Here is a 20223-nt window from a genome sequence, read left to right as displayed (position 1 = left end):
TCTAAAATGAGAATTATTCTGAAAAAGGTATTGGCTGACTCACCGTGAAAATTATTACTACTCGAATTCTCTTAGGATTAGTCGTGTTAGGACTTTGTAGTTGTAACTCTGTCAAATCAACTAGTCCGACAAATAACAGTCAAAATAATCCCCAAACCCAGCCACCTATCAAACTGGCTGGTTCTAGTTCATCTGTCACTGTTTTAAAAGTACTCACAGAAGCTTATCAAGCTAATAACCAAACAGCCACATTTGAGTTTGTTTCACAAGGTCAATCAGAAGGAGCGATCGCTGCACTGAAAAATGGTATTGTCGATATTGCTAGTAGTAGTCACAAACTCAAGCCAGAAGAGGATAATGGTAAAATTCAATATCGAGAATTAGCAGAAGATTTGCTTATCGTTGCTACTCACAACAGCGTTAAAGGCGTAACGAATGTAACAACTGATCAGTTAAAGTCAATTTACGCTGGCAAAATTACCAACTGGAAAGAATTAGGCGGGCCGAATGCTAAAATCTTGGTCTTAGATAGACCTGAAGATGAGTCTGCGAAAAAATTACTGCGAAAATACTATTTAGGTCAAGATAAAACTACAACTCAGGCTGTCATTTTAAATAAAGAAGGAGAGCTAATTGATACTTTACAAAGCACTCCTTATTCCATTGGTGCTTTTTCTTTAGCTTATTCCTTAATTAATCAATTACCAGTCAATCGCCTCAACTTGAATGGTACTGCACCAAATAAAGCAAATTTCACTAATGGCAAATACCAAATGGTACGTCATTTAGGGCTAATTTGGCAGAAGACACCTACATCTAACACCCAGAAATTTATCGATTTTGTCTTTAGTCCAGAAGGAACGAAACTACTGCAAGATAAAGGCTTTATTCCTCATAATTAAATACATTTATAACTGCTATGCGAAGAAAGTTTCGCTTCCGGCTCAATCTCAGCCAGAAAATAGTTTTCTCATCTCTTGCTATATTTTTGAGCATATTTATATTGTGTTTATTAATTATTGGACATTGGTTTACCAATAGCCTTGAACAGAATATTCGCCAAGAAGTTGCGAGTTTTGCAGAAAGAGTCTACAAAGATTTTCAGCATGAACAGGAAGATTTAGAAATTCAAGTGAATTTAATAGCCGGACGTGAAACAATTCACTTAGCTATTGAACAAAAAGATACAGAAAAGCTGCTACAGGATTTACTACCGATCAGAACTACATTGGAGCTTGATTGGATCAAAGTAGTTGATACTAGTAGTAATACTTTGGTCGAAATGAGACATGCAAGATTAAATGATGCTAAGTTACTTGATAAAACTATTACTAACCTTGCCACTAGTGGAGCTAATTTCAATGATTTTGTGGATGTAGAAGGTAGTCCACAAATATTAAAAGTAGCCATTATACCAATTAAATCTGCTGAAAAAATTATTGGCGGAATTATTATTGGTAATTTAGTAGATGAGTCATTTTTAAAACAAATTGCTATTGGCTCTGCTAAACAAATAGTCACTACAAAACAAGACACAATTATTGCATCAACTATACCAGAAATTAAGCAGTTAAAATGGCAACCTCCTGCTCCTACTTTATCTACCATCAAAGTAGTTATTAATCAACAAGGGTATTTCGTCAAAAGTATCTTATTTCAAGGAGCTAGTCAGTCTTTAATTACCACTGTACTTTATCCAACCTTGAAATTAGAAACAGCTCAAGACTGGCTTTGGGTACGCTTAGAAATTTTGTTTTTATTAGGAGGAACACTTGTTACATTTATCGGCTATTTAATTAGTCAGAAAATCACTCGTCCTTTGCAAGCTGTGACCAAAATTGCCAAAAAAGTTACAGAAGATGCCAATTTTGACTTACAAGCACCAGTAACTACTCAAGATGAAGTTGGTGTTCTAGCTATTGCTTTAAATCAGCTAATTCAACAAGTAAAACAGCTTTTAACAGAACAGTATGCTGCTAAAGAAACATTAGAGGAGAGAATCAAAGAACGTACACAAGAAATTGAACGCAAAAATCGTGATTTAAAGCATACATTAAATGCGTTAAAGCAAACTCAGGCTCAACTCATTCAAACCGAGAAAATGTCATCTTTAGGACAATTAGTTGCTGGTGTTGCCCATGAAATTAATAATCCCGTGACTTTTATTTATGGTAATGTGGGACACGCGGAAAATTATGTTAAAGATATCTTGCACTTAATTCAACTTTATCAACAATCCTATCCTTATCCAGACGCTCATATTCGAGATGTCATGCAGGAAGTTGATATTGAATACATCCTCCAGGACTTACCAAAAATCTTAACTTCCATGAAGGTAGGTGCAGAACGTATTCATCAAATCGTTCTTTCTTTGCGAATTTTTTCACGCTTAGATGAAGCTGAATTTAAAAGTGCAAATGTGCATGATGGTATAGATAGCACTTTGTTAATTTTGCGCCATCGTCTGAAAGCCCAACCTCATCGCCTCGAAATTCAAGTTATTAAAGATTATTGTGAAATGCCTGAAATTAAATGTTTTGCTGGGCAATTAAATCAGGTATTTATGAATATCTTAGCCAATGCCATTGATGCTTTAGATGAAGCTTGGGAAAAAAATCTTTGTTCACAGCCAATAATTCGCATTTCTTCTGTATGTGACCAGGAAAATATTAGTATTCATATTGCTGATAATGGGACAGGAATTCCCCAGGAAGTACAAAGTCGTTTATTTGATCCTTTTTTCACTACTAAACCAATTGGTAAGGGAACTGGTTTAGGCTTATCGATTAGTTACCAAATAGTGACTGAAAAGCATCGCGGGTCATTACAGTGTATTTCATTACCAGGCACAGGTACAGAATTTGTGATTACAATTCCAATCCGCTAAATTTGAGAATTTTGATTGTTGCTATTATCAAAATTATTATTTTTTTTGTAAGCGAATTAAGGTATTGTAAATTTGCCTTTTTAAGTTATTGTTATTTTGAATTTCGAGAGTAATATTATTAAACCGCTCAATGGTTAAACCATTTTCTTCCACGATTTTTTGAGAGCGATTACAGTAATTGACGGCAATATCTCTGGCTTTGCGTGGTAGACTGTTAATGCTTTGAGGCTCGTTACAAACAATCTGGGGAATTTCTCCGCCACCGATTAATTTTTTGATTTCGCTAAAGGCTTGTTGGCGTGATGGCTCCATTGCTAAGACAGCTTGGGCATAGCTGACGATTTCATTATTATTGACTGTAGGAGTTTGAGCATCAGCTTTGGCTGTAAATGTCAATGTGCTGGCTAACAAACTTACAGTAGTCATCACTCCTAAAAAAAAAGTTTTTAGGTAATAAATTTTCCAGCGCATCTTGGAAAAAAAAGTTAGTAATTTTGTTCATCATGTCTGTGACACAGGACTCAATCTTAAAGGTGCTTTATTGATTGTGAATTATTTTGGGAGTGAGAAGTTCCAATCGAAATTTCAGTGTACCGAAATTTTATATGTATTTTCCGTTGCCTTTACATATTTGACAAAGTTCAATTACTTTGGTTTGGAGTGTGGATATTTCCGCAGATCCTTGTTTAAGGCTGATTTCTAACTCCAACAGTAACGGTAAACACGAAATTAGTTGCTGCACAGACAGTAATTTGACTTCTTGTTGTAAAAAGTAGATACGTTTAGGATTGCTCACATCAGAGGCTTGAGCGATCGCTTGCGGGTTACGCTCACCGCTATCTGTGACAATTTTGACCCATAACCAAGTGCGAAATTGACCAATTAATGTTGCCACTATCCGTAATCCTGGTTCGGTCGCATTTAGCAAATCAGTCAATACAGTTAAAGCTTTGCCTGTATCACCTGTTCTAATTGCTGCTGCTAATTGTAAACTATTTTGCGTAGTATTTCTGACTAATTTACTAACAGTCTCGACATCTAAAGGCTTTTTACTATCCAGATGATACAGCCGCAATTTTTCTAACTCGTTGTAAAGCAGCCTTGTATCATTACCCACAGTTTCTGCTAACAGTTCGGCAGTTTTCGGCGCGAGTTGTACACCTATAGTTTGCGCCGCTTGCTGAACAGCTTGCACAATTAATTCGGTTTTCCACGGGGGAATCAGCGAAAATTCCCGAAACTCTGTGGCGAATTGTTTTAGCAATTTGGTAGATTTCAGCCGTTCATCTGGTTTATTGCGACTGGTAAGCAATAAATAGGAATTTTCTGGAATGACTGGTAAAGTGCGTGTCAATTCCGCCAACACATTTTCAGGACATTGTTGACAAAGGTTGGTATTTATCAGCCAAACCAAACGTCCACCAGCACCAAAAGTCGGTGTCATCGCTTGATTTAAAGCGGCAATCGCAGCATCAGATTGATCAGGCGCAAAATAAGAATAGTTAAAATCTGTCCACAAGGGATCTAAAATGCGATCGCGTAACGAATTAACCGCTTTTTCCATCGCAAAGTCATCTTCACCCCAGTAAACCAAAATCGGCATATATATCAACCTCGTATCTATAAAGGGAGTGGGGAGTAGGCTTGGATTTCTCACAAGAGAGAAATCTAGGGGTGTGGGAGGGGTGGGAGGTGTGGGTGGATGGTGAAGAAATCTTTCCACCCACACTTCCCTCTCTCCCCACACTTCCCACACTCCCTACCCATGCGTGAGAAATTCGGGTTACACCCATCTCAACATTTTCTCCCCACTCCCTTACTCCAATCCTCAATACTTTTTAAGTCAACTTAGTCACAACTGGATAATTTTCCCTAAAATCTATCAAGTAAGAACGTGAGGCTATTGAAGATTGGACGACAACTACCAAACTTACCTGAACCGGGTAGCAAGAATGATGCTACCAGAATCATATAAAACCCAAGTTCAGCATATCCAGGAGTCTTCTAAATTTTTACCTGCTTCTGGAACCAGACAAGCAGCGCCTTTTCCTGGTTATACATTAATTACCCCAACCGCAGAAGAAGCGGCGGAAAACGCTGCTTTCTACGCAACCTTAACAACCTACCAACAGCAACTTTTACAGTTACCTGTAAACCAGGATTTGATTGTCCCTGTACCACCTGCCAGCTTTCATTTAACTTTGGCAGATTTGATTTGGGATCATGCTTATCTTGATGCTTGTGAGAAAAATCCCAAGTTTGAGGAAGAATTACACCGTTACACAGGGGAAATATTTCAACAATATCAACAAACCATAACACCAGCAACTCATCCAATTTACTGGCAAATGTTGGGATTAGTTCTCATGCCAAGAGCTTTGGCGGTTTGTTTAGTCCCCAAAGATGAAAGTTCTTATGAACAAATAATTCAATTCCGCCGCACAATTTATCAAAATCCCAAATTGATTGCACTGGGGATTGAACAACATTATCACCTCACAGCCCACATTACATTGGGCTATTTTGGCGATATTACGCCAGATTTAGACCGTAATAAATTCAGTGATTTACTTGCGGAATTAAATCAACAATGGCTAGAAAATTCGCCAGAATTTCTGGTTAACCGAGTTGAATTGCGGAAGTTTGATGATATGACACGTTATTATCGTGAATCAGACTGGCCGAGTTTAGATTTTTAAATCAGTTATCAGTTATCAGTATGTTATTGATAACTGTTCACTATTCACTGTTAAATTTGTATCTCTTAGACTGGAGTTTAAGGCTACACAAACAGCGACTTACTAGCGGCTTGGTGGGTTTTGCCTGTGTAGCCAAGCCAGTATTTTTTTAGCAGCTGGCCTGTGACTTCAGTCTTCTAATGCAATATTTGAGTTTATACACCCCTTGATTTATTGGAAGTCAACGCTCAGATGATTCTTCTCCGAAAAAGATATCATTGACACTGATTACCCAAGGAACGCCTTGGTTAACTGGAGAACTAATACTAATTTTGGCTTGGTTAGCAAATTGCTTTAACTTTTCCGCTAAATGCGGCACAGTCATCATAATGTTCTGATAACTTTCGATATCATGGCAAACCATAATTAATATGAGAATACCGCTATTGATTTTGAAATACCAATGACAACTAGATAATAAAAGACGGACAGTGCGATCGCAAACTGCAAAAAACCTTTGTTTGACTGTCTCTTCTAACTGACTAAGTAATACTTCACTAATTAGTGTTGTTTTATGAGAAGGTAAATCATCGGGAGAGAGATATGGTTGATTCATAGAAATTTTCCCTAATTCTAAAGGGTTAATTACTGATACAAACTGAATAATTTTCCTATACTTGCTTGATTGAAGAGATTCCCTTTATTCAGATATATCAGCTTGTAAAACAGGCTAATCAGATATCCATTCACTCCTAGTACAACTTTTATATAATCTCCATCGCCTGCGGTTGGAGTTTCATCATCTTTCTTTAGCAATTGCTCTACAAAAATATATATTTTGTGTTTTTTCTTCAAATAACAATAAATCACAGATAACTTATCTGCCCTTACTCTAGAGCATACATTAACACTATAGCAGTTATAAATAATTTGTGAAAAAATGGCTCCCAACCTTTGAATAAATCAGGAATTTAAGCTGATTAGTGTTTACTTTTCGCAACAATTCAGTAGAATTTTATTTGCTATTCCATCTTTTGTATTTCTGCGAGTTATTCACGAAGATGATTAAAATTATGAACACCTATGTAATTACTTATTGATATGTGAATAATAGAGACAAGGGAGATGAAGAAGAAAAGGGATAGGGATGTTTGTAAATTATCCACATAAATGTGTTCCCTATTTCCTCTATTGACAATCATCTTAATTAATCAACTTGTGAATATTGGCTTCCCAATTCATCCCATCAAAAGGAACAATTTCAAAATTTGAGATGACATCGCCATCTAAGCATCTAACATTGACATCAATACAATCAGGATGACTACGGGGAATATAAAAAGAATGTATCCCGCAAGTCTTACAGAATTTATGTTGAGCAACGCCTGTATTAAATTTATAAGTTGTTAACTCAGTTTCACCTTGCAATAACGTAAACTTTTCCTTGGAGACTATTAAATGTAAAAAGCCCTTTTTTCGGCAAATTGAACAGTTACAATCATCAACTTTGTGGTTGTTAACAATAACTCGAAAACGTACTGCGCCACAATGACAACCACCCTCGTATGTCATTGCATCTGAAATATTTTCTACCATATTAATTAACGAGATTCTAATTTAGTAATGCGTTGTTCTAAAGTATTCACTTGTTGTTTTAATTCAACCACTAAAGTCGCTAAACGGTCAAACATTTTATCCCGTTCTGCTTGTGATAGATTCCGTCGATTTGACTGTGGTACAGTAATTCTTGTGCGTGAGTTAGGAGACTGGCGAGTGTTTCCGAGTTGAGATTCTATTTGGTTTAACCGTGACTCTATACGATTAAAATCAGCCTGTAAATTATTCAGGCGAGATTCGATTTGCTGTGATGATGCTGTGTTAGAGAATAACCCAGCCCAGAGAATGATGGCTAAAGCTATCGCAATTCCTAATGCTTGAATGCTTTTCATTGTCCAAACCGCAAAGAAGGCTAAGGGCGCAAAGGAAGAAGATATAGCAGAGTTAAAAAAGGTAGGTTTGGTAGTGCGATCGCACCACCAAAAAAAGTATGCTGATATATATTAATCAATCTATAGAGTATTGATTTATTTATCAGATTGTAAACCAGAAAATAACGTCTCCCAATTGCGAGAGTTCACTTTATTTTCTGTTGCTTTGACTTCAAAAGTGACATTATGTACTTGACTTTCTTCTAACGCTTGTACGCAAAGTTCTGCCACATCCTCGCGGCTGATTTTGCCACGTATGTTATCACCTTGTTCTAAAATTAACTCTTGTCCACTGCTTTCTTCAGTTAAGGCGCAAGGTCTAATAATTGTGTAAGGAATACCACTAGCTCTTAAACTATCCTCGCCTTTTAATTTCCAGGTTAAAATACCACCTAACTGGTCATTTAATCTGACTGCGGGAGGTTCTTCATCTAAATTAATTCCTGGTCTTCCGGGACGGGTGACACCTGCGGAACTAACAAGAATAAATTTTGGTAAAGTCTTCTCTCCGTAGGCTTTGATAGATTCCACCTGTAAACAAAAACCACCAGGGCTAAATTTAGGATTTAACGCCCCATCATATTCAAATTTGCTCAACATCAGTTGAAATGAGCTAATTTTACTAGTATTTAATGGTGGAGCATCTTTAACAGTTTTTGCCCGAAATACAGGTGTTAATTCTGCAAAAGGAATGCGAATATTTATCCAACTATTAGCTACAGTATCGAAAGAATAGCTATAACCTAAACCATCCCAAGTTGCATCAGGGCGGAGAAAAAGTTTATAACGTTGTCCATCACCTTTAACTCGGATTTCTACACCTGTGTACCCAGATAGATTAAAAGGTGGGTCAAAGTTTTTCGTTCTCACAGATGCAAAACCACCGGAGTTTGCTGTAGAAACATTTCCAGCAAACACAGCAGTATTTTCTGTGAGTTGAATATTACTAGAACTCACTCCACCCATAACCACATCATCTAATGCACCCCAAATATTTCTTAATTCAGCAGAGGGATGGGTAAAATCAAAAATCAGTTTTTCATTCGCGGCGGGGAGATATTTGGCGGCGGCTGCTACTAAGTTTTTCACACCTTGATATTCGACATTTTCGGGAGTGTCCCCAACAATTTCCGGCTGGTAAAATTTCACGCCTTGATAATATTTGTCTCTATTGGCGGTGTCACCTTCCACGGGTTGGACACGCACGGCTGTGCAACAAATTAAGGCTTGAATATTCGCCATGACTAATGCGGTTAAAGTTTCGGGTTTGGTGATGTCTGCAACTACTAAGTCAACATCGTTACCCAAAATTGACCTTGCTTTGTCAATATCACGTACCAAACCGCGAACTTGATAACCTCGTTCTCTCAGTCGCCTGATGACTCGCTTACCAAGTCCACCCGTTGCACCCGCTACTAGTATTACACCCACGCTTTTTTCTCCATTAGGTCTATGTTGTGTGTCTTGGGGACGACCTTGGATAAGTTTTTGTATGCAGTTGAGAAAAGGAATAACCTCGAAGTAAGACAAGGTGTTGATAAACCTGCCTAAGTCCCATTGAGAACGATTTTTGTCATTCACAATTGCGTCCTCATTACTTGATTTCTTGTTACATGATATCGATTTTGGTCTTGAAGATGAGGAAGTAGGTACAATAAGTTGGTGTTTTGCGATCGCAAAAACACCCTAAAATACTTACTTAAACGTTATTAATCATACAAAAACTTACTTATGAGTCAGCTAGAAAAAGCTCAAGCTGAATACGTCAATTTTCTGCAAGAGTTTCAGAGTGTCATTATTAGCACTATCAGTCCAGAAGGCATACCTAACAGCAGTTATGCGCCTTTCGTTAGTGATGCAGCCAAAAATATTTATATTTATATTAGCGACTTGGCAGCCCACTCACAAAATATTTATGCTAATCCCCGTGTGAGTATTTTATTTATTGAAGATGAAACAAAAAGTAATAACATTTTTGCTCGTCGTCGTCTAAGTTTTGATTGTACTGCGACGTTAATAGAACGAGATACAGAGACTTGGAATAAAATTGTTGACCAACTGCAAGAACGCTTTGGTGAAATGATTGAAGTCTTAAAAAGCTTGGGTGACTTTCGGATTTTTCAACTAATTCCCAGTTCTGGCCGTTTTGTCCTTGGTTTTGGTAATGCTTATAAAATTAGTGGCGACAATTTAAATGAATTAACTCATATTACGAGGGATAATCGCTAGGTTGTTGATTATTTTGCTGGAAGACAAGGGAGACAAGGAGGACAAGGGAGACAAGGGAGAGAGATGTTTGTAAAGTATCTAGGAATATCTTGACTTCACACTTCATACTTCATACTTTTTATGCTTCAGTTTCAACCTCCTGGCTTTGGGCAGAAAGTGATTCATACTTCCTTGGGAGCGATGGTGTATTATACTCAGACATCTGCACCTTGGTTGAATGCTGATAGTGAAGATTTATCGCCACTATTATTTCTACATAATTTTGGGGGTGGCGCTTCGGCTTATGAATGGTCGAAGGTGTACCCAGCTTTCGCGGACGAATATCGTATTTTAGCGCCTGATTTAATTGGTTGGGGAGATTCTGCACACCCTGTACGCGATTATCAAATTAAGGATTATTTGACGACGCTGGCTGAATTTATTACTCAAACTTGTCGCCAACCTGTAACAGTTATCGCCTCATCTCTGACGGCTGCTTTCACTGTTCGTTTGGCTATTACTCAACCACAATTATTTCAATCACTATATTTAGTTTGTCCTTCGGGGTTTGATGATTTTGGTCAAGGTGCTGGACGCAGGCTCCCACTTTCTGTTATCAATACACCGCTAGTAGATAGTTTAATCTATGCTTTGGGTGCAGAGAATGAATTGTCAGTGCGAAATTTTTTACAAAGTTTTCTGTTTGCCAAACCCGGACGCGTTTCACCAGAAATGGTCGCTGCTTATTTAACTTCAGCACAACAACCGAATGCTAGGTTTGCAGCTTTGGCATTTTTGCGGGGTGATTTATATTTTGATTTGAGTTTATATCAGCAACAGTTAACTATTCCAACTGTGTTTTTTTGGGGTGAGGAAGCCCAATTTACCAGTATCAAATTAGGGCGGAGGTTGGCGAATTTAAATCCCAATGCTGTATCTAAATTTTATGCGATCGCTGATGCTGGAGTCCTCCCTCATTTAGAATTACCCGAAGTCATAATTGGTTTATTACAGCAGCATTTATAGTGCCAGAGTTTATCTAATAGGTAGCTCAATTACAAACTCTAAACCTTCACCTATTTTGGAATTGTAATATAATTTGCCATGATGATTGTTGACCACAATTTGGTAAGAAATCGATAGACCCAAACCTGTGCCTTTACCTATGGGTTTTGTGGTGTAGAAAGCATCAAAAATTTTAGTTTGATCGACTTCACTAATTCCTGAGCCATTATCGGCAATTTTGATTATAGCTTTATCATCAATTGCATCTGTTGTAATATGAATTAAACCAGGGCTTTGGGCAATTTCTGGAAATGTTTTACTTTTTTGATTTTCCTCAATCGCATCGATAGCATTACAAATCAAATTCATAAAAACCTGATTGATTTCGCCAGGATAGCAATCAACTAGTGGTAAATCTCCGTAATCTTTGATTAATTGAATCGCTGGACGATGATTATTTGCTTTCAACCGATGACCAAGAATGAGGAGTGTACTTTCTAAACCTTCATGGAGATTTGCTGGTTTTTTACCTGCTTCTCGGTGGCGAGAAAACTTATTTAAAGAGGATACAATTTCTGTAACCCGTTCTGTACCAACCTGCATAGATTGGAGAATTTTCGATAAATCATTTAATAAATAACTCAGATTAGTTGATTTAATAGCAGATTGAATTTCATTGGGTGGGTCAGGTAGATACTTTTGATAGAGTTGGAGTAAATTAACTATCTCCTGAACATACTGTTCGACAAAACTTAAGTTACCAGCGATAAAATTAATGGGATTATTCACTTCATGGGCGATTCCGGCTGCTAATTGACCTAAAGTTGCTGCCTTTTCGGCGTGAATAAGTTGTGTTTGAGTTTTTTGCAGTTCAGCATTTTTGGTCATCAAAGTTTTGGTCAAGTTCCGCAACTTTAAATGATGTTCAATCCTCACTAATACTTCTTCATGTTGAAAAGGTTTGGTAATGTAGTCTACAGCGCCTAATCGTAATCCTTTGACTTTATCGGCAGTTTCCGAAAGGGCAGTCATAAAAATTACTGGAATATTCTCAGAACGAGGATCATTTTTGAGATGTTGACAAGTTTCAAAGCCGTCCATACCTGGCATCATCACATCTAGCAAAATTAAATCGGGTAAATTATTGTTGTTTAATTTTTGTAGGGCTTTTTCGCCACTACGAACCGCCCAAACTTCAAAGCTAGATTCATCCAAAAAGCTAGATAAAACTTGTAAGTTGTTAGGATTATCATCAACAACTAAAACAATGCCGCGTGGATGGCGATCGCCAACATATTTTTCGTCTGATATTGTGACTGTCATTTTGACTCTACCTCATATTGATGCAAAAAACTAATCAGGACATCTTCATCAAATTGCCTTGCTAGTTGTCGCAGTTGATTAGCAAAGTTAGTAAAATTTTGATCAGAAGTCTCCAGCTGATCAGCACACTTGAGAATTCCATTAAAATTGCCTTTATTTGCTAATGTGATCAGTTCTTGCAAAACTTCCGCAGAGGGAGGAATTAATAAATCTGCTTGATGATTAGCTGTAGCCAAGTTATTAGTTATTGCTGCTTGAGTCTGAGACGATTGGTAAATCCATGTCAAACTTAAAAGATGTTCTAATTGATTGAGTAATTCATCTACTTGTACAGGTTTACTGAGAAAATCATTACCACCAGCTTCGAGGCTGCGATGTTGATCAGTTTCAAAGACACTAGCAGAAGAAACAATAATTTTGACATCTTGAATCTCTGGAGTTTGGCGCAGATGTTGAATCAATTCAAACCCGTCCATTTCTGGCATGAGTAAATCTGTAATTACCAAATCTGGTTTCAATGCGATGGCTTTTGCTAAACCTTCTTTACCGTTGGTTGCTTCGACTAAATTAAAACCAAGTGGTTGCAGCAAGTTGGTAATGACTGTGCGATTTTCCCAGCGATCATCTACCATCAAAATTGTTAGCGGACTGTCTTCAAAACCAATAATTTGTCCGGCGGATGCAGTTGTCGCTGATTGTACCCATTCGCTGGCTTCTGGGATTTCCAACTCAAACCAGAAGGTGCTACCTTCTCCAAGCTGACTTTTAACATGGATATCGCCACCCATCTTCTGTACCAACTGACGAGTAATGGCTAAACCCAGTCCTGTACCTTCAGTTTGACGCTTTTTCTCTCCCACTTGCTCAAAGGGGAGGAAAATTTTGTTAAGTTCGGCTGGTGCTATACCAATTCCTGTATCTTGAATCCAAAAGCGAATGCAGTGGTTTTTTGTTGGTTGATGATCAGCGATCGCTTCTACTTTAAAACTAACTTGACCTGCATCGGTAAATTTAAGAGCATTTCCCAGCAAATTCAACAATACCTGACGCAATCTCTTAACATCGATATGAACCCCTGTAGGTAAATTACTCGCAGGTTCATAAACAAACAAAATATTTTTTTGTTCGGCTCGAATTTGGCAAATTTCAGAAATTCCCTGGAGAAAAGAAGGAAAATAAACATCATCAGGATGTAGTTCTAGTTTTCTCGCTTCAATTTTTGACAAGTCTAAAATGTCATTAATTAATGTCAATAAATGGGAACCACATTGTTCAATAATATTGACGTGATGTTTTTCTTTTTCTGGTAAACCTTGGGAACGTAGTAAAATTTGAGCGCAACCTAAAATCCCATTTAAAGGTGTCCGCAGTTCATGACTCATGTTAGCTAAAAATTCGCTTTTGGCGAGGTTTGCTGTCTCAGCCGCCGCTTGAGATTTTTTCAGTTGTGCTTGTTCAAAGGCTTGCACCCGCCACAAAACAGTAATCATTGTGATTGTTAATCCTGCCACAATCAAAGCAATTACATCTAAAAGACGCAAGCGAGATTCAATATTTTCGCGGGGAATCACTAAAGCCAAAGACCAATTAGCTTCATGTAAGGGAAGATATGCCACATATTTTTGAGTACCATCAATTTCTAGTAACTCAATTCCCTGTTTTTTGTTGACCATCTGCTTGGCGATCGCCCTTAAATTAGGATTTTGCAGCAGACTGGGAGCGGGTTTTTCGACTGTTGACATTAATGCTGCATCAGGATGAACAATTGCTTGTCCTTGAGAATTGAGGGCGAAAGCATAGCTGTTCTTGCCATAGCGCAGCGAGTTAACAATATTATCAATGCTATCAACTTTGACATTGCCATGAAACACACCAATTGGTGAATTATTAGCTTGAGAATTGGCATAAATAGGGGTAGCGATCGCAATTAAAGGAATCCCTGTGGAACGGCTAATAAAGGGATCGGAAATATTGCTTTGTCCTGCTAATGCTTTTTGAAAGAAGTCTCTATCCTTAATATTCTTGGTTGAGCGACCAACTTTCGTATTAGCAAATGAACCATCGGGACTAACTATTTGAAAGAAAAAAAAATTCATGAATTCGCTGCACTTCTGCTTGTAAATACGGTTCTGCTACAGACCATTCTAGGGAGCGAACCGTTGAAGTATTAGCAATTGTTTGTACTTCTACTTTGCGGACGTGTAACCACTCTTCAATTTCATCAACGCCTCTTTGCACTGTTTGAAAAGCAGTTTGTTTTAAATCTGCTAGTGCGATATGGCGAGCCGCTATATACGTGTAATAAGCGCAAAGGCTCACAAAAATGGTAGTGCTGCCTAGAACAAAGCGGAGTAGGAAATTACGTTTAACCGCATATTTAAATGGAATTGAGTCAAGCCTTATCCCAAGTTTCATACTTCCAGTAAGTATTAGAAAGTTATTTTTAGATTGCCCAATTCATCATTGATAATCACAGGTATATTTAAGTTGAAAATAAAAAGTCAGCAGAGGGGAAAATATCAAGAAATATTTAGAAGATTGTGTAAAGTATTCATAATATTTTGGCTATATAACGGTTACTTAACAATTCGCTTCGACCAAAAGACGAATTGTTGATTGGGAATAATTGATTACAATAAAATAGTCACGCACCCAACCCTGGAGTTCTGGCAGTGGGCTTATTTGATGATTTGAGTCGGTTTTTAGAAAACCGTTTAGAAGAATTCTTGCGTAATAATCCACATTTGGAGTTAGAGGCGCTGTTAGAGCAACTACGTCAGCAAGAAGAAGATACTTTAAAGCTAATAGCAGATTTACAAGTCCAAGAAAAGCGATCGCAAGACGATATTCTCTCCACCGCCCAAGAAATTCAGCGTTGGCACATCCGCGTGCAGAAAGCCAAGGATGCGGGTAGGCAAGACTTAGCCGCCGCCGCCCAAGAACGAGAAGCCGCCCTCCTGCGAGAAGGAAACCAAAAATGGGGACACATGCAAGGGCTAAAAGAACGCCTGAATCAATCTCAAGAATTATTGCGAAAAATCCAGGTACGCAGACAGGAAGTGCAAGCCAAAGCCGCAGAAGCACAAACAGCACGCGCCCAAGCCCAAGCCCAACAACAACGCATAGAAACTAATGGTTGGTGGAATTCTTCTACAAGTGCTTCGAGAAGTTTCGATGACTTAGAAGAAAAGTTCCGCCGTTGGGAAACAGAAGACGAATTAGAAGCCATGAAACGGAATTTAGGGAAGAAGTGAAAATTTAAAGGGTGTAAGGGTGTAGAGGGTGTAGGGTAGAACTTCCGTATCCTATGGGAACGTCGATTTATACGCCCTTACTTGTGTTTGTATCAAGATTTTAGCGAATTAATATCCAAAAAGGGAAATTTTTTCCCAACTACCCATATCTGATTGTCAACAATGTCTGCTAAACCTATAGATAAAAGTCGAAGTTTGATTCAATATGGTGACTGGCCGATTGAACAATTACCGGGATTAAGCCAAGAAGAACGATCGCAACTACAAATTTGCGGCATTAAAACTACACGCAGTCTTTTCAATCAAGGCAAAACTCTAGAAGCTAAATTAGCGTTAGCTAGTAAATTACAAGTTCATCTCCAGTATGTCAATAAATGGGTAGCACTAGCTGATTTATCCCGCATTCCCAGTGTTGGCACACAATATTGTGGCTTATTGCTTCATGCAGGAATCGGTTCTGTCGCCCAATTAGCCCAAACTCCCAGCCATAGATTGCACAGACAAATTATGCGTTTGCAAGTAGCCACCTTGCAACGACGAGACTTGTGTCCATCAATTGAGTTAGTCCAGCAATGGAGTCAACAAGCTAAGACAGTGCTGAGTACTGAGTAAATATGTCTCCCCCTGCCCCCTGCCTCCTGCCTCTACTCCTTCACCAATACACCATTGAGAAAAATATCCGCCAATCCTTCAGCCATGTGCTGCATTTCTTGGGGAGAAGCGTCGGGTTCCATGAGGGTGTTGTTAGAAAAACCTGCGATCGCAAACATCCCTAAAAATACTTTAGCAACAAGTTTGGCATCGGTTTGGCGATAAATGCCTTTATCCATTGCAGTTTGAAAAAAGGCTTCGGCTACATCTGTCATTTTATTGATAACTTCGATTTGAATGCGATCGCGTAAATCAGGATGAAACTGCACTTCCATAAAACACACCCGCATCAAATCAGCATTTTTCTGGAAATTCCACATCCTCCGGCGCATCACCTGGGCTACAGCCTTATAACTGCCCATTTCACTCAATTCTGTTAGCAAATCCGTTAATATCTCCACCCAGCCACCCGTCGCTACTTCTACTAAAATGGCTTTTTTATTCGGAAAATGCCGAAATAACGTACCCTCAGCCACGCCAGCAGCTTGGGCTAAATCGCGGGTAGTTGTACCATCAAATCCTTGCGAAGCAAATAGTCGCCGGGCCGCTTGTAAAATGCGGGTGCGTGTTTGTGCTTCTGAAGGTGGGGGAGAATTAAAAACTCGCATAACAGTTACGGTGTGATTTCCGGAACACGATTGGTAGCATTATTGTCTAACGTCGAGTACAAAAAGCACGGAAAGCTTAATACAAGATTAACGCCCTGCCCAAATATTGACCTGTTTCTCTGGATGGGGAATTTGACAATACCAGTCTGAAGTGTAAAAGATGAAGATGAAATTTGTTGTTCTATCAAGTCCAGTTGATTAGTTATGATTTCCACAATCATTGCACCCCACCCCCAAACCCCTCCCCGTTTACGGGAGGGGAGACGAAGCACAGCTTTGGCGGGGTGGGGTTTGAAAGTTATTTGGCATAAGTAATCAAGCGGATACGATATTTCAGACTTCAGACTTCACACTTTACACTTCAACCTATATTGCTTATGAATCATTTGCGTAGCCTGAAAACAGTTTTAAATTGGTCAAATCAACTCTCGCTCAAACTGTTGCGGCTGTTTATTACCTTGTTTGCTGTCACAATTTTAGTTTCGGGTTCTCTACCAGAAATGGCTGTGGCGCAAACTCAAACTGCACCACCTCCACCACGCACAGTCCAACCCAGCAAAGCACCAGAGAAAAGCTCGATTCAGCCTTATTTAGACCGAGTAGTCAAGCAATTGACGAAGTTTCAACTAGATAATGGGATGAAGTTCATTGTTTTAGAACGCCATCAAGCGCCTGTAGTTTCTTTTTTAACCTACGCTGATGTTGGTGGTGTGGATGAGCCTGATGGTAAAACAGGCGTGGCGCACTTTCTAGAACATTTAGCTTTTAAAGGTACGCAACGGATTGGTACTACAGATTACAAAGCTGAAAAGCCGCTTTTAGAACGCCTAGAACAGTTAGATAGCCAAATTAGAACGGCTAAGGCAGAGAATAAAAAAAACTGATGTGGCGCGGTTACAAGCGGAATTTAAGCAGGTGGAAGCCCAAGCCGCCAAGCTAGTCAAGCAAAACGAAATGGGACAAATTGTCGAACAAGCGGGTGGTGTAGGCTTAAATGCGAATACTTCCACCGAAGCCACCCGTTATTTTTACAGCTTTCCATCTAATAAGTTAGAACTGTGGATGTCCCTGGAGTCGGAGCGATTTTTGGAACCTGTACTCAGTCGGGAGTTTTATAAAGAAAAAGATGTAATTTTGGAAGAACGGCGCTTACGGGTAGAAAATTCACCTATCGGGCTAATGGTGGAGAAATTCATCGATGCGGCGTATAAAGTTCATCCTTACAGACGGCCTGTGATTGGTTATGACCAAGATATCCGCAACCTCACACCAAAAGATGTGAAGCAGTTTTTTGATACTTACTATGCACCAAATAATTTAGCGATCGCAATTGTCGGTGATGTCAACCCCAACGAAGTCAAACGACTCGCACAAATTTACTTTGGGCGTTTTCCCAGCAAACCCAAACCCCAATCGAAAATTCCTGTAGAACCCAAGCAAACTAAAACACAAGAAGTCACTTTAGAACTACCTTCCCAACCTTGGTATTTAGAAGGTTATCACCGTCCGGCAATTACTCATCCAGATAACGCTGTTTATGAAATTATCAGCCGACTGTTGAGCGAGGGGCGCACTTCCAGATTGTATAAATCTTTGGTGGAAAAACAACAACTAGCTCTGACAGCCCAAGGTTATAGCGGTTTTCCTGGCGATAAATATCCCAATTTGCTGCTATTTTATGCCCTGACGGCTCCCGGTCACACTGTGGATGAGTTAGCTACGGGTTTACGTCAAGAAATTGATAACTTAAAAACTCAACCAGTCACAGCCACCGAATTACAACGTGTGAAAACTCAAGCCAGAGCCGATTTACTCCGCAGCCTTGATTCTAATACAGGCATGGCGCAATTGTTATTGGAATATGAAGTGAAAACAGGTGATTGGCAAAACTTGTTCAAGCAATTGGATGAAATTGCGGCGGTAACTCCGGCGGATATTCAACGAGTGGCAAAAACAACTTTTACCCCCGAAAATCGCACTATTGGTAAGTTGTTGTCGAAACAAGCTTGAAAACTAACCGCAAAGGGCGCAAAGGGCGTGAAGAAATATGCACAGAGATAAATATCAGGTGAAGGGTAAGAGGTCGATGAAATTCAAACTATTGCATGGGAAAAGGTTGATTTATGTTGTGATGTTTGCCTTTGCCTTTTTACTTTTGACTTTTGACTTTTCTTTAGCGGCGACAACAGCAGCCAAACATTACACAGAGTTAAAATTACCAGCTTTACCAGCGGTTAAGTTACCCAAATATGAACGCTTTGTTTTACAAAACGGCATGGTTGTGTATTTAGTAGAAGATCATGAACTGCCGTTAGTGAGTGGTTCTGCTTTGGTGCGGACTGGTAGCCGTTGGGAACCAGCCGATAAAGTTGGGTTAGCTGGTTTAACAGGTGCAGTAATGCGGACTGGGGGAACGAAAAAGCATTCGCCAGATGAACTCAATGAAATTTTAGAACAACGGGCTGCATCGGTAGAAACTAGTATTGGTGAGGGTTCCGGGAGTGCAAGTTTTGACTCGTTAACTGAAGATGTGGAAACGGTGTTTGGTTTGTTTGCGGAAGTGCTGCGGGAACCAGTATTTGCCCAAGATAAACTGGATTTAGCGAAGAACCAAACTAAAGGCGGAATTGCCCGCCGCAATGATGATCCGAATAGTATTGCTAATCGAGAGTTCAGGAAATTGGTTTATGGCAAGGAAAGTCCTTATGCGCGGACTGTAGAATATGCCACATTGGATAAAATTAACCGGGAAGATTTAGTCCAGTTTTACCAGCAATACTTTCATCCCAATAATATAATTTTGGGAATTGTGGGCGATTTTGATAGTAAAAAAATGCGATCGCTCATTCAAGCTAAATTAGGTAATTGGCAACGTAACCCCAAAATCACTAAACCCCAGTTACCAGAAGTTTCCCCAGCTAACAAAGGCGGAGTATTTTTTGTCAATCAGCCCCAGTTAACTCAAAGTAGTGTACTTTTAGGGCATTTAGGCGGACAATTCGACAGCCCCGACTATGCCGCACTGGATGTTTTGAATGGGGTATTAAATGGTTTTGGTGGACGCTTATTTAATGAAGTGCGATCGCGCCAAGGTTTAGCTTACTCTGTATATGGTTACTGGAGTCCCCGCTTTGATTATCCTGGTATTTTCTTGGCTGGCGGACAAACCCGTTCTGAGGCTACCGTCCAGTTTGTCAAATCCTTACAAACCGAAATTAAACGTATCCAAGCCCAACCAGTAACAGCCCAAGAACTAGCCTTTGCCAAAGAATCGACTCTCAATTCTTTTGTGTTTAATTTTCAAGACCCTGGTCAAACTTTATCGCGGCTGATGCGCTATGAATATTACGGCTATCCATCAGACTTTTTATTCCGTTATCAAAAAGCCGTCGCCGCCACCACCGCCGCCGATGTGCAACGGGTAGCCAAGCAATACCTCAAACCAGAAAATTTAATAACTTTAGTTGTCGGCAATCAAACCACGATTCAACCACCGTTGACGGGTTTAGCCAAACAAGTCACACCAATAGATGTTACAATTCCTGGTTCACCATCACAAGCCAATAATTAATCATCTAGGAGTTACGCACCAAGATTGGCGGTAAAAATGGGTGTAAGGGT

General features: G+C 39.3%; 18 protein-coding genes and 1 pseudogene. 9 read left to right on the top strand and 10 right to left on the bottom strand.

The features are described from left to right. Positions 1-44: 44 nt before the first annotated feature. Entirely contained in the window at positions 45-902 is an 858-nt protein-coding gene (locus ACX27_RS11400; RefSeq protein ID WP_062292214.1) for a substrate-binding domain-containing protein, read from the top strand. A 17-nt stretch (positions 903-919) separates the two neighbouring features. Next, entirely contained in the window at positions 920-2887 is a 1968-nt protein-coding gene (locus tag ACX27_RS11395; RefSeq protein ID WP_062292211.1) for a sensor histidine kinase, read from the top strand. Between the two features lie 36 nt (positions 2888-2923). Here ACX27_RS11395 and ACX27_RS11390 read toward each other — a convergent pair whose 3' ends face one another. Further along, positions 2924-3313: a DUF4168 domain-containing protein gene (locus tag ACX27_RS11390; protein WP_235526596.1), complete on the bottom strand. Its 390-nt coding sequence runs from the start codon at positions 3311-3313 to the stop codon at positions 2924-2926. Between the two features lie 175 nt (positions 3314-3488). After that, positions 3489-4490, bottom strand: a complete 1002-nt coding sequence (gene holA, locus ACX27_RS11385) for a DNA polymerase III subunit delta (protein WP_062292204.1) — start codon at positions 4488-4490, stop codon at positions 3489-3491. 307 nt (positions 4491-4797) lie between these two features. Between holA and ACX27_RS11380 the strand changes: the two genes are divergently transcribed. Next, positions 4798-5586: a DUF1868 domain-containing protein gene (locus ACX27_RS11380; protein WP_200929939.1), complete on the top strand. Its 789-nt coding sequence runs from the start codon at positions 4798-4800 to the stop codon at positions 5584-5586. A gap of 220 nt (positions 5587-5806) precedes the next feature. Here the strand turns inward: ACX27_RS11380 and ACX27_RS11375 are convergent, their stop codons facing one another. From ACX27_RS11375 to ACX27_RS11355, 4 genes are all read right to left on the bottom strand, one after another. Next, complete coding sequence (locus ACX27_RS11375; protein ID WP_062292199.1) at positions 5807-6181, bottom strand: hypothetical protein; 375 nt, start codon at positions 6179-6181, stop codon at positions 5807-5809. Positions 6182-6768: 587 nt separating this feature from the next. Beyond that, complete coding sequence (locus tag ACX27_RS11365; protein ID WP_062292192.1) at positions 6769-7161, bottom strand: GFA family protein; 393 nt, start codon at positions 7159-7161, stop codon at positions 6769-6771. Between the two features lie 5 nt (positions 7162-7166). After that, on the bottom strand, positions 7167-7514 hold the full coding sequence (locus ACX27_RS11360; RefSeq protein WP_062292189.1) for a hypothetical protein: 348 nt from the start codon (positions 7512-7514) through the stop codon (positions 7167-7169). Between the two features lie 135 nt (positions 7515-7649). Then, positions 7650-9134 (bottom strand): CIA30 family protein, encoded by a 1485-nt coding sequence (locus ACX27_RS11355; RefSeq protein WP_062292188.1) that lies wholly within the window; start codon positions 9132-9134, stop codon positions 7650-7652. Positions 9135-9284: 150 nt separating this feature from the next. On the opposite strand from ACX27_RS11355, the gene ACX27_RS11350 reads away from it, so the two are divergent. Together ACX27_RS11350 and ACX27_RS11345 are read left to right on the top strand one after the other, a co-directional pair. Continuing rightward, the gene (locus ACX27_RS11350; RefSeq protein WP_062292185.1) at positions 9285-9782 is read left to right on the top strand and encodes a HugZ family pyridoxamine 5'-phosphate oxidase; all 498 of its coding nucleotides are present in this window, start codon (positions 9285-9287) and stop codon (positions 9780-9782) included. A gap of 120 nt (positions 9783-9902) precedes the next feature. Next, positions 9903-10787: an alpha/beta fold hydrolase gene (locus tag ACX27_RS11345; RefSeq protein ID WP_062292181.1), complete on the top strand. Its 885-nt coding sequence runs from the start codon at positions 9903-9905 to the stop codon at positions 10785-10787. Positions 10788-10796: 9 nt separating this feature from the next. On the opposite strand, the gene ACX27_RS11340 is transcribed toward ACX27_RS11345, so the two are convergent. Genes ACX27_RS11340 through ACX27_RS33675 form a run of 3 tightly spaced genes read right to left on the bottom strand, consistent with a single transcriptional unit; the run spans position 10797 to position 14408 of the window. Next, complete coding sequence (locus tag ACX27_RS11340) at positions 10797-12089, bottom strand: hybrid sensor histidine kinase/response regulator (RefSeq protein WP_062292177.1); 1293 nt, start codon at positions 12087-12089, stop codon at positions 10797-10799. Continuing rightward, entirely contained in the window at positions 12086-14185 is a 2100-nt protein-coding gene (locus ACX27_RS11335) for an ATP-binding protein (RefSeq protein WP_235526595.1), read from the bottom strand. Before ACX27_RS11335 ends, ACX27_RS11340 begins: the two co-directional genes overlap by 4 nt. After that, positions 14157-14408, bottom strand: coding sequence for a hypothetical protein (locus ACX27_RS33675; protein WP_235526594.1), 252 nt, complete (start codon positions 14406-14408; stop codon positions 14157-14159). Before ACX27_RS33675 ends, ACX27_RS11335 begins: the two co-directional genes overlap by 29 nt. A gap of 353 nt (positions 14409-14761) precedes the next feature. On the opposite strand from ACX27_RS33675, the gene ACX27_RS11330 reads away from it, so the two are divergent. Then, on the top strand, positions 14762-15343 hold the full coding sequence (locus tag ACX27_RS11330; protein ID WP_062292175.1) for a TIGR04376 family protein: 582 nt from the start codon (positions 14762-14764) through the stop codon (positions 15341-15343). A 162-nt stretch (positions 15344-15505) separates the two neighbouring features. Continuing rightward, positions 15506-15955 (top strand): DUF4332 domain-containing protein, encoded by a 450-nt coding sequence (locus ACX27_RS11325; protein WP_062292172.1) that lies wholly within the window; start codon positions 15506-15508, stop codon positions 15953-15955. Positions 15956-15987: 32 nt separating this feature from the next. Here ACX27_RS11325 and ACX27_RS11320 read toward each other — a convergent pair whose 3' ends face one another. Continuing rightward, positions 15988-16602 (bottom strand): TetR/AcrR family transcriptional regulator, encoded by a 615-nt coding sequence (locus ACX27_RS11320; protein WP_062292170.1) that lies wholly within the window; start codon positions 16600-16602, stop codon positions 15988-15990. 377 nt (positions 16603-16979) lie between these two features. On the opposite strand from ACX27_RS11320, the pseudogene ACX27_RS11315 reads away from it, so the two are divergent. Both ACX27_RS11315 and ACX27_RS11310 read left to right on the top strand, forming a co-directional pair. Continuing rightward, positions 16980-18612 (top strand): annotated as a pseudogene (locus tag ACX27_RS11315) (M16 family metallopeptidase). Between the two features lie 76 nt (positions 18613-18688). Next, a complete protein-coding gene (locus tag ACX27_RS11310; RefSeq protein WP_200929967.1) occupies positions 18689-20173 on the top strand; it encodes a M16 family metallopeptidase in 1485 nt (494 codons plus the stop codon). Positions 20174-20223 lie beyond the last annotated feature (50 nt).

The organism is Nostoc piscinale CENA21 (assembly GCF_001298445.1).
GTDB lineage: Bacteria > Cyanobacteriota > Cyanobacteriia > Cyanobacteriales > Nostocaceae > Nostoc_B > Nostoc_B piscinale_A.
The sequence above is the reverse complement of the archived record's forward strand: the minus strand, read 5'-3'. Positions and strand labels throughout refer to the sequence as shown.

Excerpts from the sequence above, each read along its gene's own strand:
- ACX27_RS11395 (WP_062292211.1), top strand. The coding sequence starts at position 920 with ATGCGAAGAAAGTTTCGCTTCCGGCTCAATCTCAGCCAGAAAATAGTT.
- ACX27_RS11390 (WP_235526596.1), bottom strand. The coding sequence starts at position 3,313 with ATGACTACTGTAAGTTTGTTAGCCAGCACATTGACATTTACAGCCAAA.
- holA (WP_062292204.1), bottom strand. The coding sequence starts at position 4,490 with ATGCCGATTTTGGTTTACTGGGGTGAAGATGACTTTGCGATGGAAAAA.
- ACX27_RS11375 (WP_062292199.1), bottom strand. The coding sequence starts at position 6,181 with ATGAATCAACCATATCTCTCTCCCGATGATTTACCTTCTCATAAAACA.
- ACX27_RS11365 (WP_062292192.1), bottom strand. The coding sequence starts at position 7,161 with ATGGTAGAAAATATTTCAGATGCAATGACATACGAGGGTGGTTGTCAT.
- ACX27_RS11360 (WP_062292189.1), bottom strand. The coding sequence starts at position 7,514 with ATGAAAAGCATTCAAGCATTAGGAATTGCGATAGCTTTAGCCATCATT.
- ACX27_RS11350 (WP_062292185.1), top strand. The coding sequence starts at position 9,285 with ATGAGTCAGCTAGAAAAAGCTCAAGCTGAATACGTCAATTTTCTGCAA.
- ACX27_RS11345 (WP_062292181.1), top strand. The coding sequence starts at position 9,903 with ATGCTTCAGTTTCAACCTCCTGGCTTTGGGCAGAAAGTGATTCATACT.
- ACX27_RS11340 (WP_062292177.1), bottom strand. The coding sequence starts at position 12,089 with ATGACAGTCACAATATCAGACGAAAAATATGTTGGCGATCGCCATCCA.
- ACX27_RS11335 (WP_235526595.1), bottom strand. The coding sequence starts at position 14,185 with ATGAATTTTTTTTTCTTTCAAATAGTTAGTCCCGATGGTTCATTTGCT.
- ACX27_RS11325 (WP_062292172.1), top strand. The coding sequence starts at position 15,506 with ATGTCTGCTAAACCTATAGATAAAAGTCGAAGTTTGATTCAATATGGT.
- ACX27_RS11320 (WP_062292170.1), bottom strand. The coding sequence starts at position 16,602 with ATGCGAGTTTTTAATTCTCCCCCACCTTCAGAAGCACAAACACGCACC.
- ACX27_RS11310 (WP_200929967.1), top strand. The coding sequence starts at position 18,689 with ATGAAATTCAAACTATTGCATGGGAAAAGGTTGATTTATGTTGTGATG.